The sequence below is a fragment of the Paraburkholderia sp. FW306-2-2C-D06C genome, from assembly GCF_058781505.1.
On sequence record NZ_JBYSWU010000056.1, the window covers coordinates 38,718 to 56,289 of the forward strand.

Below are 17,572 nucleotides of genomic sequence, written 5' to 3' on the forward strand. Positions count from 1 at the left end.
TATCCCCTGTTCACCCTAAGGCGTGCCCATTGCGGGCACGCCTTTTTTTTCGTCTGAGGCCCGATGCGCTCGGGTTCCCCGCTTCAGTCCCGGATTAACGGGCGGCGATCACGTCTGCAACCAGCAGCGCCGTCATGTTGACGATGCGGCGAACCGTGGCCGATGCGGTCAGCACGTGCACCGGCTTGGCCGCGCCCAGCAGCATCGGACCGATCGCGATGTTGTTGCCCGCGGCGGTCTTCAGCAGGTTGTACGAGATGTTGGCCGCGTCGATATTCGGCAGCACCAGCAGGTTCGCGTCGCCTTCGAGCGTCGAGTCAGGCAGCACTTCGCGGCGCAGATTCGCGTCGAGCGCGACGTCGCCGTGCATTTCGCCGTCCACTTGCAGGTCCGGCGCGCGCTCGCGCAGGATTTCCAGCGTGTCGCGCATTTTCTGCGCGGTCGGCGCGTTGCTCGAACCGAAGTTCGAATGTGACACCAGCGCGATCTTCGGTTCGATACCGAAACGGCGCACTTCTTCGGCGGCCATGATCGTGATTTCGGCGAGCTGTTCCGGCGTCGGATCGACGTTCACGTGCGTATCGACCAGGAAAATCTGCCGGTTCGGCAACACCAGCGCGTTCATTGCCGCGTAGACAGCGCAACCTTCGCGCTTGCCGATCACCTGATCGATGAAGTGCAGGTGTCGGTGCGTGGTGCTGATCGTGCCGCAGATCATGCCGTCCGCCTCGCCCTTCTTCACCAGCATCGCGCCGATCAGCGTGGTGCGGCGGCGCATTTCGAGCTTGGCCATCTGCGCGGTGATGCCCTTGCGCGACATCATCTTGTGATATTCCTGCCAGAAGTCGCGGTAGCGCTCATCGTGGTCGGTGTTGACGACCGTGTAGTCCTGACCCGCCACCAGACGCAGACCGTAGCGCGCGATGCGCTGCTCGATCACCGCCGGACGGCCGATCAGGATCGGCTTCGCGAGCTTTTCGTCGACGATGATCTGCATCGCGCGCAGCACACGCTCTTCTTCGCCTTCCGCGAACACGATGCGCTTCTTCGCTGGCTCGACGCTGCGCGCCAGCTGGAAGACCGGCTTCATCGTCGTGCCGCTGTGATAGACGAATTGCTGCAGATGCTGTTCGTACGCGTCCATGTCCTCGATCGGACGCTGGGCGACGCCCGAATCCATCGCGGCCTTCGCCACCGCCGGCGCGACCTTGACGATCAGGCGCGGGTCGAACGGCTTCGGAATCAGGTATGCCGGACCAAACGAGAGATCCTGGATGCCGTACGCTGCCGCGACAATGTCGCTCTGCTCCTGGCGCGCCAGTTCGGCGATCGCATTGACCGCCGCAATTTCCATTTCACGCGTGACCGTCGTCGCGCCCGCATCCAGCGCGCCGCGAAACAGGAACGGGAACACCAGAACGTTGTTCACCTGGTTCGGATAGTCCGTACGGCCCGTGCAGAGCACCGCGTCCGGGCGCACTTCGAGCGCCAGCTCCGGCAGGATTTCCGGCGTCGGGTTGGCGAGCGCCAGAATCAGCGGCTTATCCGCCATCTGCTTGACCATGTCCTGCTTGAGCACGCCGCCGGCCGAGAGACCCAGGAAAATGTCCGCGCCGCCAATCGCTTCGGCGAGCGTGCGGGCTTCGGTTTCGCGGGCGAAGCGTTCCTTGTCCGGGTCCATCAGTTCGACGCGGCCCTTGTAGACCACACCGGCCAGGTCGGTGACGGTGATGTTTTCGAGCGGCAAGCCGAGATCGACCAGCAAATCCAGACAGGCCAGCGCCGCCGCGCCCGCACCGGACGACACCAGCTTGACCTTCTTGATGTCCTTGCCGACCACCTTCAGACCGTTGGTGATCGCGGCGGCAACGACGATCGCGGTGCCGTGCTGGTCGTCGTGGAAGACCGGAATCTTCATGCGCTTGCGGCATTCGCGTTCGACGATGAAGCAGTCCGGCGCCTTGATGTCTTCGAGATTGATGCCGCCGAAGGTCGGCTCAAGCGCCGCGATCACGTCGACCAGCTTGTGCGGATCGGACTCGTTCAGCTCGATATCGAACACGTCGATGCCGGCGAACTTCTTGAACAGGACGGCTTTGCCTTCCATGACCGGCTTCGACGCGAGCGGCCCGATGTTGCCGAGACCCAGCACCGCGGTGCCGTTGGTAACGACGCCCACCAGATTGCTGCGCGCAGTGAAGCGGGCAGCGTTCAGCGGGTTTTCGACGATTTCCTCGCACGCGAACGCGACGCCCGGCGAGTACGCCAGCGCGAGGTCGCGCTGGTTGATCATCTGCTTGGTCGGGGCGATCGCGATCTTCCCGGGCGTGGGGAACTCGTGATAATCGAGAGCGGCTTCGCGGAGTTTGCTATTGACGGGAGTCGACATAAGGCGGGCTTCGAAGGGCGGATTAGAATAGATGTTCGACGGCATTGTAGCCCCAATCGCCGCCCCAATTCCTTCAATACGGGTACAACTGCCGCGACTGAAATACAGCGAAAGGTGCGCGAAGCGCGCTTCGGGCGGAGTGCGAGTCGAATGTGGATTGAGTGCGGATCAGGTGTATAGGCGCCGCCTTCTCCCTACAATGCGCGCCGTTAGCGGCTTTTCACCGCCTTTACCCGTTCACTCATCGCCACCATGCTCTCCGAGTTTTCACTGATCGATCGTTTTTTCGCGCGCCGCGCCGCCGCTTCGCCGCCCAACGCCGTCGACGGCACGCTCGGCATCGGTGACGACTGCGCGCTCCTCGCGCCGCGCGCCGGCGAGATGCTGGCGATATCGACGGACATGCTGGTCGAAGGCCGCCACTTCTTTGCCGACATCGATCCCGAAGCGCTCGGTCACAAGACGCTCGCAGTCAATCTGTCGGACCTCGCCGCGATGGGCGCGAAGCCGCAGGCGTTCACGCTGGCGTTCTCCTTGCCGGAAGCCGATGAGGCATGGCTCGCCGCATTCAGCGAGGGGCTCTTCGCGATGGCTGAACGCTATGGTTGCGAGCTGATCGGCGGCGATACGACGGGCGGCCCGTTGAATCTGTGCATCACCGTATTCGGCAGCGTGCCGCCGCACCTGGCGCTGCGCCGCGACGCCGCACAACCCGGCGACGACGTCTGGATCTCCGGCACGCTCGGCGACGCGCGCGCCGGCTTGGGCGTTCAGCGCGGCGAGTGGTCGGCGGATCTCGCGGACACTGCGACGTTTCGCCGCGCCCTCGAGCGCCCGGAGCCCCGCATCGCGCTGGGTCTCGCGCTGCGCGGCATCGCGCACGCGGCGCTCGATCTGTCCGATGGGCTCGCCGGCGACCTGCTGCACATCCTCGAACGCTCGAAAATGCACGCCACCGTCGATGTCGACGCCGTACCGCGCTCTGCCGCATTACGGCGCTTGTCGCCCGAAATCCAGCGGCGCTGCACGTTGGCCGGCGGCGACGATTACGAGCTGTGTTTCACCGCGCCTGTCGCCGCACGCGCATCGATCGAAGCGGCCGGCCGCAAGGTGGATGTGCCGGTCACGCGCATCGGTACAATAAGCGCTCTTCAAACGGCGGCCGACCGCCCGGCGATCGGCTGGCGCGACGCCGCTGGCACGCCGCTCACCCTGACGTTGCAAGGCTTCGATCATTTCCATGCAGACTGATCCCTCGCTCGGCCCCGCCGACGATCTCATCGGCAGCACGCCGCCCAAAGCGCCCGATCCGCGCCCGCCTCGCCCGGGGCCGCGCCGCGCCACCGCGCGCTTCATGCTGTCGCACCCGCTGCATATTCTGTCGCTGGGTTTCGGCAGCGGCTTGTCGCCGGTTGCGCCGGGCACCGTCGGCACGCTGTTCGCGTGGGCCTCGTTCGCCGTGTTGAGCCGCTATCTGACTGTGATCGAGTGGGGTCTGCTGATCGCCGTCGGGTTTGTCGGCGGCATTGCGATCTGCGGCTTTACCGCGAAGAAGCTCGGCGTCGACGATCCGTCGCCGGTCGTGTGGGATGAAATCATCGCGTTCTGGCTGGTGCTGCTGATGGTCACACCGGTCACGCTGGCCGGGCAGTTCGCTGCATTCATCGTGTTCCGCTTCTTCGACATGGTGAAGCCGCCGCCGATCGGTTATTTCGACCGCCAGCTGAAAGGTGGCTTTGGCATCATGTTCGATGACCTGGTCGCCGCGTTTTTCACGCTGCTCGTGATTGCGCTCTGGCGTATGTCGGTTTAACCGCCGCCGGCCGCCGGTTGCCGGCCGCCCGTCGCCCGTTGCCGGTCGCCGGCTTCCCGTTTTCCGGATTGACGCCATGCCTACCGATTCCGTGGTTCACCAGCTCGCCATTCGCGTGAGCAACCGTTTGCGCGACGAACGCCTGATGCTCGTGACCGCCGAATCCTGCACGGGCGGCATGGTGGCGACCGCGATCACCGATATTTCCGGCAGCAGCGGCTGGTTCGAGCGCGGCTTCGTCACGTATTCGAACCAGGCGAAGTGCGAAATGATCGGCGTGCCGGCCGAGCTGATCGACAGGCACGGCGCGGTCAGCGAGCAGGTGGCGCGCGCAATGGCCGAAGGCGCGCTGCGCAACAGCCGCGCGCAGGTGTCGCTGTCGATCACCGGCGTCGCCGGCCCGGGCGGCGGCACTGAAACGAAGCCGGTCGGCATGGTGTCGTTCGGCTGGAGCAACCGGCTGCATACGTCGGTGGAAACGAAGGTGTTCAAGGGCGACCGCGAGAGGATCCGCGTGCAGGCCGCCGCGCACGCATTGCGCGGCATGCTGGCGTTGCTCGACGAGCGCGAACATTGACTTCCGGTTGGATGCCCAGGATGCCCGAATCGTACGCAGCCAAAGACGAGTTGATCCGGCGCTTCGATCTGAAGCCGCATCCGGAGGGAGGATTTTTTAGCGAGACGTATCGGTCGGCCGGGCGGGTAAGCCGCCATGACGGTTCAGCTGAGACGCGCTCCGCTTCCACCGCGATCTATTACCTGCTCTGCGACGGCGCGCATTCGGCGTGGCATCGGATCAAGTCCGACGAGGTCTGGCATTTTTATGCCGGCGAGCCGTTGAATGTGCACGTGCTCGATGAGAAAGGCCAATGGGTCACGCACCGGCTGGGCAATACGCTGACGCAGCCTGACACCGTGTTTCAGGCTGTGGTGCCAGCGGGTTTGTGGTTCGCCGCCGAATGCGCCGATCCTGCCACCTTCGCGTTGGTCGGCTGCACGGTGGCGCCGGGGTTTGAATTCAGCGAATTCGAGCTGGCGGATGTCGGTGCGCTGAAGGCACAACATCCGCAGCATGCGGCGTTGATCGAGCGGCTGGGGCCGGCTGCTTAACTGGCCTGTACCGAAGCGGATCAAGAAGCTGTCTTTAACAACGACAGCCGTCCATCATCGAAACGAATTGATCCGGTCGCGCGTTTCCATTGCGGCCTTCGCGGCGGCTTCGGCGAAATCGTCGCCTTGACCGGCGTAGATAATCGCCCGCGACGAGTTGATCAGCATGCCCGTGCCCTTTGCCGTACGGCCGGCGTTAACCGTCGCTTGCACGTCACCGCCTTGCGCGCCGATACCAGGAATCAGCAACGGCATTTCGCCGACGATCCCACGCACCACTTCGATTTCCTTCGGGAAGGTCGCGCCGACCACGAGACCCAGTTGCCCGCTCGCGTTCCATTTGTCCGCCGCGAGTTGCGCGACCACCTGATACAGCGGACGCCCGCCCGTTTCCAGAAACTGCAGATCCGAGCCGCCGGGATTCGAAGTCCGGCACAGCACGATCACGCCTTTGCCGTGGTGCTCCAGATACGGCTCGATCGAATCGAAACCCATATACGGATTGACCGTCACCGCGTCCGCCTGATAGCGCTCGAACGCCTCGCGCGCGTATTGTTCGGCGGTGCTGCCGATATCGCCGCGCTTCGCGTCCAGAATCACCGGCAGGCCCGGATGATTCGCATGAATGTGCGCGATCAGCTGCTCGAGCTGGTCTTCCGCGCGATGTGCGGCAAAGTACGCGATCTGCGGCTTGAACGACGATGCATACGGCGCCGCGGCGTCGACAATCGTCCGGCAGAAATCGAAAATCGCTTCGGGACGGCCGGCGAGCGCACCCGGGAATTTGCTGGGCTCGGGGTCGAGGCCGACGCACAGCAGCGAGTTCGTGCGCTGCCAGGCGTCGTTGAGTGTCTGGGTGAAATTGGACATGGTGAGTCTCGCGGCGAGCCGATAACGGAAGAGGCGCGTATTTTACCCGTCCGGCACGGCGGGTCGCGCTCGCGTCATTCCGCGCCCGCATCGCACCGTGCCGCCCCGCCCGCCTACTGCTGCCGCCGACGCGAGCCGCGCACGCCCGGCATCGAGCGCAAACCGGTGCGTTCGACGGTAAAGCGGAACGAGCGCGTCAGCCGCTCGCCGCGTCCCAGCATCGTCATGCCGTTCTCGCACGCGCCGCCGGCCAGATTCATCGCGTTGATCGGATGATCGACCGGCTCGAAGCAGAAGAAGTCTTCGCCGGACGGCGTGTACAGCACGTAATAGTCGGTGTCGGCTGCGATCGTCAGCGACAGGCGGCGCTTCGGCCACACCACCGCCGCCTGCCCGCTCCAGCCAGTGAACGCGTGATTGACGATGGTTTCCGGCAACGGATACGCGACGCCGAATTGCCACGCGGGCGGCGCCGGCACATGGCGCACCGGCAGCCAGTCGTCGCCGGAAAGCCACAGGCCGCCGGCCGCCGCCGACAGTTCGGTATCCGCATCGCGCACGAAAAATGGATGGATGCCCAGCCCGAAAGGCAACGACTCACGGCCGGCGTTCTCGATCTCCAGCGTCACAACGAGCGTCGGGCCGTCCAGCGTATAGGTTTGCGTGGCGCGAAACGCGTACGGCTTGCCGTCGCGGCGATCGAGCGTCAGGCGCACATTTTCGCGGTCCGCCTCGGCGACCTGCCACGCCGACTGCCAGCCGTCGCCGTGAATCGGCAAAGGCTCGTCGGCGCGGTTGCGCGGCACGTCGACACGGCGTCCCGCGACATTGAAACGGCCGCCGCCGATCCGGTTCGAATACGGCAGCAGCGGATAGCAGGCAAGCTGGTTCGGATGCGTATCGGCGCCGACGTGGCGGCAGCGTCGAAAGATCGGCGTGAGCGTGCCGTCGTTGCGCCAGTCGAAACGGGTGACGCCGCCGCCGAGCGTCGGCGCGACATCGAGGCGCAGATGCGCGTTGGCAAGCGTAATGCAGGCGACATCGCCGCCGCTCGTTTCGCCCACCGCGACCGCCGATGTACTGGGACCGGGAAGCACCGGAGTGGCCGCCGCGGCAAGCCGCGCGCGCCGGCTTTGGCTTTGGCTCTGGCTCGGAGAAGAAGCGGAAACTAGATTCGCAACAGTCATATCTGGCTCCATCGAGAGGCGTGGGACGTTGTCGTCATCGCTGACGGATGCTGTTGGGCGATTTTTTGAACCGGTCGCCTCTGGATCCGAACTGCATGCTGCCGACTTGCTGCCGACTTGCTGCCGACTTGCTGCCGACTTGCTGCCGCCGAGTTTGCGGCATCAACGCTGGATTCACCGTCAAATTCACTGCTATCTGCCATAACCGCCGCCTCGACAACCGGGGCAGCGTCATTCTGCGCTATGCAGGCGCGCCCTGGAACACAGGTTCGGGCAAACCCCGCCGCCCAGGTGTTGCGATAAACACACTGCCCGCGCGTGAATCGCCCGCGAGCGCGGCGGCATCGAGTCCAATGCGCGCGCTCGTGATGTACAGCGTGTCCAACTGCGGACGCTCCGAAGGAAGTCCCCTTGGGGGGCCGCCTAGCGCGACGCAGCTCGGCTGGGCGGTCGGCACGTCGACGCGCTCGGTTTCAGCGCCGTCGGCGCCATAACGCACGACCCGCCTGCCGCCCCATTGCGCGTTCCACAAGCCGCCGTCGCAATCGACCGTTGAGCCGTCGGGTTCACCGGTAGCGTCCGTCAGCGTGACGAAAACGCGGTCGTTGGCGACGCTGCCGTCCGCGCGATAGTCGCAGGCGCGGATTTCGCGCGTCGGCGAATCGCAGTAGTACATCGTTGCGCCGTCCGGGCTGAACGCAATGCTGTTCGAGATGGCCGGCGCGGGCAGCAGCAAGCGCTCCAGCGATAAATCCCGGTTCAGGCGGTAAAACCCGCCAATTGCTTGCAGCGGCGAGCCTTCGTCTTTCGTACCGAATACAAAACGCCCCTGACGATCGCAGCGGCCATCGTTCACGCGCGTGTTCAGCTCCGGCTCGACGTCGACGATACGCCGCGTCTCGCCGGTCGCGAGATCGAAAAACGCCAGATGCGTGGCCAAACCGAGCAACAGGTAATGCGGATCGGCGCACAGCGCGAAAGTCGCGAGGCGCTCGGGCATGCGCCAGAACGTGCTGCGGCCGTCGCTCGGATCGTAGCGCCACAGCCGCGCGCCTTCGATATCGGTCCAGTAGAAGCGGCCGGTTTTGGCGCACCACGTCGCGCCCTCGCCGAGCGTGCATTTCGCATCGATCAGCAACGTCGCGCGGTGCGAGTGCGCCGCCGCACTCACGCCCAGCCTCCGTCCACGACGATGTCCTGCGCGGTGATCATCCTGCTGTCGTCGGCGGCGAGGAAGAGCGCCATACGCGCGAGGTCGGCGGGCAGCAATTCGGCGTCGATGCACTGGCCCTCCTTGATCGAACGCCGGCCCGCGTCGTCGAGCCACAGACGCTTCTGCTTCTCCGTCATCACCCAGCCCGGCACCAGCGTGTTGACGCGGATATTGAACGGGCCGAGGTCGCGCGCCAACCCACGCGTCAAACCCTGCACCGCCGATTTCGACATCACGTACACCGGATAACCGCCGTTCTTCAACATCCAGCTGATCGAGCCGAGGTTGATGATCGAGCCCGCGTTGGCCGCCTTCATGTCCTCCGTCACCGCTTGCGCCGCGAAGAACTGATGGCGGAGATTCACCGCGATGCCCGCGTCGAAGAACTCGGGCGTCACTTCGCCGATCGTGTGACGCCGATCGTTCGCCGCGTTGTTCACCAACACCTGGATCGGGCCAAGCGCGGCTTTCACATCGGCGATCGCTTGGCGCAGCGCATTGATATCGGTCAGATCGCACGGCAGGAACAACGGCTTGTGTTTCGAATCGCCGAGCTCATCGGCGAGCGCTGCGCCCGCTGTCGCATCGATATCGAAGAACGCGACGCGCGCGCCTTGCGCCGCGAAATGCTCGACGAACGATGCGCCGATGCCGGTCGCGCCGCCCGCGATCAACACCGTGCGGTCGACGAGACTCGGATAGCGCGCGAACGCGTGGTCCGCGAGACGGGCGTTTGCATTGGCCGGAGACGACATCGTTCGATTCCTTTATCAACAAAGTGGATGGAGTCCCGGGTTTAGTCCCGGGTTTAATCCCGCGCTTAATCCCGGGTTCAGTCCCGCGGGTTTAGTCGCGTGATCCGCGGTTCTTCAACTGATCGAGCAGCACGGCGGCCAGCAGGATCGCGCCACGCACGAGGTACTGATAGAACGCATCGATGTTCATCAGGTTCATCACGTTCTCGACCGTGCCCATGATCAGCACGCCGATCACGACACCCGAGATCGTCGCGCGGCCGCCGAGCAGCGACACGCCGCCGAGCACGCAAGCCGAAATCACGTTCAGCTCGAAGCCTTCGGCGGCGTTCGGCTGACCCGACGTAATCCGCGACGCGAGAATCACACCGGCGAGCGCCGTCACCGCGCCTTGAATCAGGAAGATATAGACACGCGTGCGCTCGACGTTGATACCGGCCAGACGCGAGGCTTCCGGATTACCGCCGATCGCCAGCGTATTGCGGCCGTACACGGTCTGATTGAGCATCACGCCGAACACGACGAAGCACAGCAGCGTGACCCAGATCGGCAGCGATACGCCGAAAAAGCTCAAGCCGCCCAACGCAATGAACGTATCCGACGACACGCCGACGGCCTGCCCGTGCGACACGATGAAGCCGAGGCCGCGGACGATTTCCATGGTCGCCAGCGTCGTAATCAGCGCGTTGATGCGCAGATACGCGATCACCGCGCCGTTGACGAAGCCGATCACCGCGCCCGCGAACACCGCCGCGACGATCGCGATAAACGTATTGCCGGTCGCGTTCAGCACCATCGCGCACAGCACGCCGGCAAACGCGACCGTCGAACCCACCGACAGGTCGAAATCGCGCGACGCGAGGCAGAACATCATCGTGCACGCGACCATGCCGATCTGCGAGATCGACAGCGCGAGGCCGAGCATGTTCTCGATCGAGAAGAAGTGATCGACGGTCAGCGACATCGTGATGAACATCACCACGAAGATCACGATCAGGCTGTACTCGGTGATCTGCTGCCACCATTTCGCCTTGTCGTTGGCTTGCGGAATCAGCGCATCGGCGGCGCTTTTGGCGGCCTGTCGCGCGAGGTTTTCTCTGGCTTGCATATTAAAGACTCCTCCCGTTCCCCACGGGTTGCGGACTTGCGTCCAAATAATATTCAGGCCGCCTGGCTGGTAGCGGTGGCGGGCAGCGCGGTCGAGCTTTGCGGCAACGCGAGGCTCAACACCGTTTGTTCAGTGGCATCCTTGCGCGACAATTCGCCGGAAATACGGCCCTGGCGCATCACGACGATCCGGTCGGATACGCCAAGCACTTCCGGCAACTCCGAAGAAATCATCACGATTGCGCAGCCGCGTTCGGCGAGCTGATAGATCACGTTGTAGATTTCATGCTTCGCACCGACGTCGATGCCGCGCGTCGGTTCGTCGAGAATCACCACTTTCAGATCCGGCTCGGCCAGCCAGCGCGACAGAATCGCCTTCTGCTGGTTGCCGCCCGACAGAAAGCGGATCTTCTGGCGGCGGCTCGGCGTCTTGATCTTCAGCAGCTTGATGAAACGGTCCGCGGTTTCCGCTTCCTTCTTGCGATCGAGGAACATGCCCGCACGCAGATAGTGACGGCGGCAACTGATATTGATGTTCTCCGACACGGTCGCCATCGCGACGATGCCTTCTTCCTTGCGGTCTTCCGGGCACAGCACGATGCCGTGCCTGATCGCTTCGCCGGCACTGCGGACCTTGATCGGCTTGCCGTCGAGGACCAGTTCGCCGGCCTTCTTGTGATCGGCGCCGTACACGAGGTGCATCAGTTCGCTGCGTCCCGCGCCCACCAGACCGAAGAAGCCGACAATCTCGCCGCGCCGCACTTCGAAGCTGGCCGGTTGCGTCAGCGCATGTCCTTCGATCGCTTTCGCCGCGAAACGGACTTCACCGAGCGGCCGCGCGGAATAGTTGTAGATGTCGGCGATTTCACGCCCGACCATCTCGCTCACGATCGTCTCGCGCTTCACACCTTCGAGCGTCGGATGCGAGGCGATCTTGCGGCCGTCGCGGAAAATCGTGCAGGCGTCGCACAGTTCGTAAATCTCGTCCATCCGGTGCGAGATGTAGATCATCGCGCGGTTGTCCGCGCGCAGATCGCGCACCAGCTTGAACAGCACCTCGGTCTCGCGGTGCGACAGCGAGCTGGTCGGTTCGTCCAATGCGATCACGCGCGCGTTGCGCAGCAGCGCCTTGCAGATTTCGACCATCTGCCGTTGCGCGATCGAGAGCTTCCTCAGCTTCGCGTTCGGGTCGAGCGCCACACCCATTGCTTCAAGGCGTTCGCGCACGAAGCGTTTTGCTTCGCGCTTGTTGACCCAGCCGAGCGAGTTCGGCAATTGGCCGAGCAGCAGGTTTTCCGCGACCGTCAGATCGGGCACGTATTGCAGTTCCTGGTGAATCACCGCGATCCCTGCCTCAATCGACGACGCCGCGCTCGTGAAGCGCACCTCGTTGCCGTCGATCATCACGCGGCCCGAATCCGGCTGGTATTCACCGCCGAGAATCTTCAGCAGGGTCGATTTCCCTGCACCGTTTTCGCCCATCAGGCCGTGCACCTGGCCGACGTTGACCTCGAAGGACACACCGTCGAGCGCGCGCACGCCTGGAAAAACCTTGCCGATATTGTCAAAACGTAGCGTCGCTGACACTTCGCCTCCTGTTGCTTCGTGTGGACCGTGCTCGACGTGCCTTATGGACCTCGTGGACCTCGTGGACCTCGTGGACCTCATGGGACCTCGCGGACCCCGTGGACACAAGCACGGTCTGTCTCAACTGCTTCTTCTATTGCTGCTGCCGGTGCGCGCCTTCTTGCGTGAACAAGACACACGCACCGGCAGTTCATTTCACAGCAACGCTGCTTACTTCGATGCGAGGCCCATCTTCTCGCGCACTTCGCCCACGTTGTCACGCGTGGCCAGCATGCCGGTGGTGAGCGTGAGCAGCGGCGGTTCCTTGCCTTGGGTGATCCAGTCGTACATCAGCGTCGAGGTTTCTTCGCCGTGACGCTTCGGGCTGATGATCACGGTGCCGAAAAAGCCCGTGGGCGACGGCTTCTTGAACTCGTTGAGTGCCGACTCCGAACCGCCGATGCCGATACCGATCATGTTGTCCGCCTTGAAGCCGCGGCCTTCCGCTGCGCGCACCGCGCCGAGCACGCCTTCGTCGTTCAGCGCGTAAGCGATCCAGTGCTTGAACTGCGGGTTCTTGGTCAGCGCGATGTTGGCGGCGTTGAACGCGTTTTCCGTGTCGGTCTTCGCTTGCGGCGCCGCAATCACGTTGGCCTTCGGGAAGCCGGCGGCGAGGAGCGCGTCGGTCGCGCCGGTGGTGCGGTCATGCGCGGTCGGCAGTTGCTCGTAGGTCACGTCGATCGCGCCCACTTCCTTCGTGTCCCAGCCGCGTTTCTTGATTTCCGCAGCCAGACCGTCGCCGACCTGCTTGCCGATGTTGTACGCCGAGATGCCCATGTGCGGCACCGAGGCGATCGGCTTGCCGGCGCCGTCCACCAGACGGTCGTCGACCGTCATCATCTTCAGGCCGTCGGCCTTCGCCTTCGCGACGATGCCCGGGCCGAGCTTGACGTCGGGCGTGCAGATCACGAAGCCTTGCGCTTTCTGAGCCGACAGGTTGTCGATGGCGCTCATCACCTTCTCGCCCGACGGCGCGCCGATCTTCACCAGCGTGAAGCCCTTCTCCTTGGCGGCGATTTCGGCGAACTTCCACTCGTCCTGGAACCACGGTTCTTCCGGCTGCTTCACGAGGAAGCCGATCTTGACCGGATCGGCGGCTTGCGCGACCGGTGCGTTGAAGAGCACACCCGCCGCCGCTGCTGCCAGCGTGAGGAAAATTCTTCGTTTCATGATGCGTGTCTCCTGACTAATTGATAACGAGAAGGTATCGGCCGCGTTTTCTTGTACCGGTTGTGACACACGCGGCCAGCGCGTCGTCCGGTGAACTCTTTCTGTTGCGTGCTGCGTTGCTGCGTTGCTGCGTTGCTGCGTTGCTGCGTTGCTGCGTTGCTGCGTTCAATCGTGATACAGCGCCGAGCGGCCGCCATCCACGGTAATGCAGGTGGCGTTGATAAACGGCGCTTCGTCCGAAGCGAGGAACACCGCCGTCATCGCCACTTCTTCAGGGCGGCCGATGCGCTTCATCGGCTGCAAATCCAGCGTTGCCTGTTTGGCGGCGGCGGGATCGGCCTGTTCGTTCCACCAGTCGTGTGTCAACTGCGTTTCGATGTAACCCGGCGCGATCGCGTTGACCCGCACGTTGCGCGGCGCGTATTCGATACCGAGCGCGCGCGTGAGGCCAATCACGCCGTGCTTCGCGACCGGGTACGGAAAGCAGCCAGGAATGATCTTGAACGCATGCGTCGACGCGATATTCACGATGCTGCCCGCGCCGCGCTCCACCATGCCCGGCAACACCGCGCGGCAACCGTTCCACACACCGTCGAGATCGACCGCGAAGCAGCGGCGCCAGTCGTCGTCGGTCATCGTCAGCGGATCGCAGAACACGTTGATGCCGGCGTTGTTCACCAGCACGTCGAGCGCGCCGAACGCACGTTCGGCCTCGCTCACCGCACGCTGGACCGACGCCGATTGCGTGACGTCGGTGTGCACCGCCAACACGCGCGCGCCGGTTTGCGCCTCGATCTGCTCCGCCGTCCGCCGCGCGGTTTCGATGTCCAGTTCGGCCAGCACGACCGCCGCGCCTTCGCGCGCAAACGCGAGCGCAATCGCCGCGCCGATGCCGCGCCCGGCGCCCGTGATCAACGCGACCTTGTCGGCGAGCCGTTTCATTTCTTCGCGCCAGCCTTGGCGATACGCAAACCGTTGATGAACGCCTTCGCGTGCGAGGCCGTCACCGCGGCGCTCTGACCCGGCTTGTACAAAGCCGAGCCGAGCCCGAAACCGTTCGCGCCGGCGCTGAGAAACGGCCCCATGTTGTCCGGCGTGATCCCGCCGACCGGCACCAGCGGCACCTGCGCCGCGATCACCGCGCGCCACGCCTTCACGACCTGGCAGCCGAGCTGTTCGGCGGGAAACATCTTCAGCACGTCGGCGCCGTTTTTCAGCGCAATGAAGGCTTCGGTCGGCGTCGCGACGCCCGGCGCGCACGCCAGACCTTGCGCCTTCGCGGCGCTCACCACTTCCGGGTCGCTATGCGGCATCACGATCAGCTCGCCGCCCGCCGACTTCACGTCGCTGACGAAGCTCGGATGCAGCACCGTGCCCGCACCGACGATCGCATCGGCCGGCAACGCCTTGCGGATTGCCGCGATGCTGTCGAACGGCTGCGGCGAATTCAACGGCACTTCGACGATCCGGAAACCCGCTTCGTACAGCGCCTGACCGTGATCGGCCGCATCGGCGGGCGTGACGCCGCGCATGATCGCAATCAGCGGACACACCTCGAACGCCGCGATCAGACCCGCGTGCGGCATGTACGGAGCGGGCAGATTGATGTGAGGTTGCATGTCGGTTCCTTGTTTCATGTGCGGCTTGATATTCGGCTTCGTGGGCGGCGGCGCTGCCGGTCAGCCGGCCCGCGCCGCCTGGGCGACCGGGTTGACGAGCCCCGCCTGGGTGGCGACGCGCCACAGGCCGCGCTCGGTCGCGTGCTTCACCAGCTCCGCCTGAGTGCAGCCGAATTGCGCCAGCGCGAGGCGATAACGCTCGCACAGCGCCTCGTTGCCGATCAGCCGCAACGCCTGCCCGGCAAGCGAGTCTTGCTGTTGCGCGAGCACGGCGTCGAGGCCGGCCAGTTCGTGACCGATCAGCAATCCCGACAGATAGTCCGGCTGCTGTTCGCGCGAAAGCTGTCCGGTGAGGCCGAGCGCGCGGGCGCTGAATACGGTCGCGAGCGGACCCGCCTGGCCTTTCTCGCGAGCGATGTTCACGCCGTGCAGGAATGCATCGGTATCCGGACGATCCGGCGTGGTCATCGTGCGGCCGAGGATCGTGTGTTCGCGCAATGCAGCGAACACCTCGCCCGTCATGAAGGTATGAAAGCGTTCGATGCGGCCCGCTTGTACAACGACCCATTTCGCGTGCGTGCCCGGCAAGCCGATCAGCGCGCGGTTGCCGCTATCCGCGGAGCCGGCGTCCTCGCCGAGCGCGCCGAAAACCTGCGTTTCCTCGCCGCGCATCACGTTGGGCAGTTCGCCGCGTTGCAGGACGCCCGGCACGATATGCAGCGCCGCGCCGCACGCCGCCTTCACACGGACGATGCCGGCGACCAGCGTGTCGGCATTCACCGGCGCGTCGACGTATGGCGCTTCGACCCAGCCTTGCGCGCTGCCGACCATGCCTGCCGCGACAACCGGCAGACCGGGAGCGTGTTGGAGCCAGGCGCCGCATGCTTCATCGAAAGCCGCGTCGAAGCCGCCTTGCTCGGCGCTGCGCGGCAGATTCATGATGCCGGCCGTCGAGGCATGCGACGCCAGCAGCTTGCCCGCGGCGTCGAACAGATACGCGCGCAGCGACGTCGTGCCCCAATCGAGCCCGATCAGCGCGGCGTGCTCGAAGCCGGCGTTGGCTGCGCCCGCGGCAACGGCGTGATCGACTGCCGGTGCAGGAGAGTCCGCTTGCTTCATCGTTTGATCCTGCGGGTCGCGGGTTGCGGTGCGCGCCAACCGAGTTCTTCCGAGATCGCGCGTGCTTCGCGCTGCACGACCGGAATCAGCTCGTCCATGCGTTCGAGCGACATGTAGGGAATCGTGCTCGCCACCGACAGCGCCGCCACCACCGCGCCCGACGCATCGCGCACGGGCGCGGCGACGCAACGGATCGACGCTTCGTTTTCTTCGAGGTCGAAGGTGTAGCCGCCGGCGGCGTAATTGGTCATGCGCTGCATGAAGGTCTGCGCGTCGGGGCGGTTATCCGGCTTGAAGCTGACGCCGGCCAGCGCGCGCCGCGAGGCTTCGAACAGCGACTGCCAGGCGTCCGGCGCGAGGTCGAGCATCATGGCCTTACCGATGCCGGTCGACGCGAGCGGCATCCGGTGACCGACGCGCGAGCGCATTTCCAGACCGCGGGTGCCGGGGATCTTGTCGATGTACAGCACGTCGTCGCCGTCGCGCACACCGAGGTGGATCGTATCGAGCGTCTGTTCCGCGAGCGATTCGAGATGCCGACGCGCGACGGCGGTGAGCGGCATCTGTTCGAGTGCGATGGTGCCGAGTTCGATCAGCTTCGGGCCGAGCAGATAGCCGCCTTGCACCTGACGCAGGTAGCGCGCCTGCACGAGGCTGCTCACCAGCCGATGCGTGGTGCTGCGGGTGGTGCCGAGCGCGGCGCCGAAGGTACGCAGATCGCGGACACCGGCGGCGGCGGCTTCAAGAATCGCCAGGCCGCGCAGGAGCGTTTGCGTGCCGGCTTGTTGCGGGGTGATGTCCAGCAGCGTGCTGGGTAGAGCGATTTCGTCGGCCGCAGGCGGTTGAGCGTCGGCGCGCGGGGTCTGGGCGCTGGCGCGCGAGGCTTTTGCCGCGCTGGCCGGCTGTAGTGCGGCGCTGGGCGTGTGATCCGCGGTCGACGACAGGTCGGGCTCAGACGCGCTGGCTGCGTGAGTAGGCATCGCTTTGTTCATGGCGATTCGCTAATGGGATTGGTTTTTTGCGCTTGCAGCGCAGGGCCGGAGAGGTGGCCTTGGGGTTTTGCCGCTGCTCACGGCACGGCAGGCGTGGCGGTGCTGCCTTCTTTCGGTCTTAGGCATGGTTTGGCTTTGTCTCCGGTTTCTTTTGCTTCGCTCTCGCGGGCAGGGGTTTGGGGCTTTCTGCCCTTCCTGCTATTCCTGCTCTTTCTGCTCGCGGCGCGTGTTGGGTTCGATTGTAGGGCGGTTTTTTGGAAAGCTCCAATATGTGAGTGTTGGATTCATATAATGGGATTTCGCCTTGTCGTTTGGCCTTGCCGGGGGCTGGGGTTGGTGTCCACTTGCGATCGTCGTCTTTGCTGGCTTTTTTTGCCCTCGCGGCGCTTCTTATGTCTGTTTGCCTACGGCGTTGGCCTTCCTTGATTTTTGGCCTTCGTGGCACTTATGGTGGTGCTGCCTGCGGCGTTGGCCTTTCCTTGATTATTTGCCTGCGCGGCGCTTATGTTCGTGCTGCCTGCGGCGTTGGCCTTTCCTTGATTTGGTATTGGTCTATTAGCTTTCCCCCTGTGCGGGGGAGCACCTACTTTTCTTTGCCGGCC

Annotated in this window: 16 protein-coding genes; 4 read left to right on the forward strand and 12 right to left on the reverse strand. The window is 64.5% G+C overall.

The genetic code is table 11. The features are described 5' to 3' along the window. Nucleotides 1-94: 94 nt before the first annotated feature. Entirely contained in the window at nucleotides 95-2,434 is a 2,340-nt protein-coding gene (locus AC3WLT_RS30695) for an NADP-dependent malic enzyme (protein ID WP_492595402.1), read from the reverse strand. 207 nt (nucleotides 2,435-2,641) lie between these two features. Between AC3WLT_RS30695 and thiL the strand changes: the two genes are divergently transcribed. The 4 genes from thiL to AC3WLT_RS30715 all read left to right on the forward strand — a co-directional run bounded on the left by thiL (nucleotide 2,642) and on the right by AC3WLT_RS30715 (nucleotide 5,312). After that, a complete protein-coding gene (gene thiL / locus AC3WLT_RS30700; protein WP_492595403.1) occupies nucleotides 2,642-3,640 on the forward strand; it encodes a thiamine-phosphate kinase in 999 nt (332 codons plus the stop codon). Beyond that, the gene (locus tag AC3WLT_RS30705; protein WP_492595404.1) at nucleotides 3,630-4,202 is read left to right on the forward strand and encodes a phosphatidylglycerophosphatase A family protein; all 573 of its coding nucleotides are present in this window, start codon (nucleotides 3,630-3,632) and stop codon (nucleotides 4,200-4,202) included. The genes thiL and AC3WLT_RS30705 overlap by 11 nt, the downstream gene beginning before the upstream one ends. A 76-nt stretch (nucleotides 4,203-4,278) precedes the next feature. Beyond that, complete coding sequence (locus AC3WLT_RS30710; RefSeq protein ID WP_492595405.1) at nucleotides 4,279-4,779, forward strand: CinA family protein; 501 nt, start codon at nucleotides 4,279-4,281, stop codon at nucleotides 4,777-4,779. Between the two features lie 20 nt (nucleotides 4,780-4,799). Beyond that, nucleotides 4,800-5,312 (forward strand): cupin domain-containing protein, encoded by a 513-nt coding sequence (locus tag AC3WLT_RS30715; protein ID WP_492595406.1) that lies wholly within the window; start codon nucleotides 4,800-4,802, stop codon nucleotides 5,310-5,312. Nucleotides 5,313-5,366: 54 nt separating this feature from the next. Here AC3WLT_RS30715 and pyrF read toward each other — a convergent pair whose 3' ends face one another. The 11 genes from pyrF to AC3WLT_RS30770 all read right to left on the reverse strand — a co-directional run bounded on the left by pyrF (nucleotide 5,367) and on the right by AC3WLT_RS30770 (nucleotide 16,970). Then, nucleotides 5,367-6,182 (reverse strand): orotidine-5'-phosphate decarboxylase, encoded by an 816-nt coding sequence (gene pyrF / locus AC3WLT_RS30720; protein ID WP_492595407.1) that lies wholly within the window; start codon nucleotides 6,180-6,182, stop codon nucleotides 5,367-5,369. A gap of 113 nt (nucleotides 6,183-6,295) precedes the next feature. Beyond that, on the reverse strand, nucleotides 6,296-7,369 hold the full coding sequence (locus AC3WLT_RS30725) for an aldose 1-epimerase (RefSeq protein WP_492595408.1): 1,074 nt from the start codon (nucleotides 7,367-7,369) through the stop codon (nucleotides 6,296-6,298). Nucleotides 7,370-7,610: 241 nt separating this feature from the next. Continuing rightward, nucleotides 7,611-8,540 (reverse strand): SMP-30/gluconolactonase/LRE family protein, encoded by a 930-nt coding sequence (locus AC3WLT_RS30730; protein WP_492595409.1) that lies wholly within the window; start codon nucleotides 8,538-8,540, stop codon nucleotides 7,611-7,613. Continuing rightward, nucleotides 8,537-9,337: an SDR family NAD(P)-dependent oxidoreductase gene (locus tag AC3WLT_RS30735; RefSeq protein WP_492595410.1), complete on the reverse strand. Its 801-nt coding sequence runs from the start codon at nucleotides 9,335-9,337 to the stop codon at nucleotides 8,537-8,539. The genes AC3WLT_RS30730 and AC3WLT_RS30735 overlap by 4 nt, the downstream gene beginning before the upstream one ends. A gap of 91 nt (nucleotides 9,338-9,428) precedes the next feature. Further along, entirely contained in the window at nucleotides 9,429-10,445 is a 1,017-nt protein-coding gene (gene araH, locus AC3WLT_RS30740) for an L-arabinose ABC transporter permease AraH (protein ID WP_492595411.1), read from the reverse strand. 53 nt (nucleotides 10,446-10,498) lie between these two features. Then, a complete protein-coding gene (gene araG / locus AC3WLT_RS30745; RefSeq protein ID WP_492595412.1) occupies nucleotides 10,499-12,031 on the reverse strand; it encodes an L-arabinose ABC transporter ATP-binding protein AraG in 1,533 nt (510 codons plus the stop codon). A gap of 210 nt (nucleotides 12,032-12,241) precedes the next feature. Next, complete coding sequence (locus tag AC3WLT_RS30750) at nucleotides 12,242-13,240, reverse strand: arabinose ABC transporter substrate-binding protein (protein ID WP_492595413.1); 999 nt, start codon at nucleotides 13,238-13,240, stop codon at nucleotides 12,242-12,244. 165 nt (nucleotides 13,241-13,405) lie between these two features. Beyond that, nucleotides 13,406-14,182 (reverse strand): SDR family oxidoreductase, encoded by a 777-nt coding sequence (locus AC3WLT_RS30755; protein ID WP_492595414.1) that lies wholly within the window; start codon nucleotides 14,180-14,182, stop codon nucleotides 13,406-13,408. After that, nucleotides 14,179-14,859 carry a 2-dehydro-3-deoxy-6-phosphogalactonate aldolase gene (locus tag AC3WLT_RS30760; protein ID WP_492595415.1) on the reverse strand — a complete coding sequence of 227 codons (681 nt, stop codon included), beginning with the start codon at nucleotides 14,857-14,859 and terminating at the stop codon, nucleotides 14,179-14,181. Before AC3WLT_RS30760 ends, AC3WLT_RS30755 begins: the two co-directional genes overlap by 4 nt. Nucleotides 14,860-14,919: 60 nt before the next feature. Continuing rightward, entirely contained in the window at nucleotides 14,920-15,978 is a 1,059-nt protein-coding gene (locus AC3WLT_RS30765) for a 2-dehydro-3-deoxygalactonokinase (protein ID WP_492595416.1), read from the reverse strand. Next, nucleotides 15,975-16,970: an IclR family transcriptional regulator gene (locus tag AC3WLT_RS30770; protein ID WP_492595417.1), complete on the reverse strand. Its 996-nt coding sequence runs from the start codon at nucleotides 16,968-16,970 to the stop codon at nucleotides 15,975-15,977. The genes AC3WLT_RS30765 and AC3WLT_RS30770 overlap by 4 nt, the downstream gene beginning before the upstream one ends. Nucleotides 16,971-17,572 lie beyond the last annotated feature (602 nt).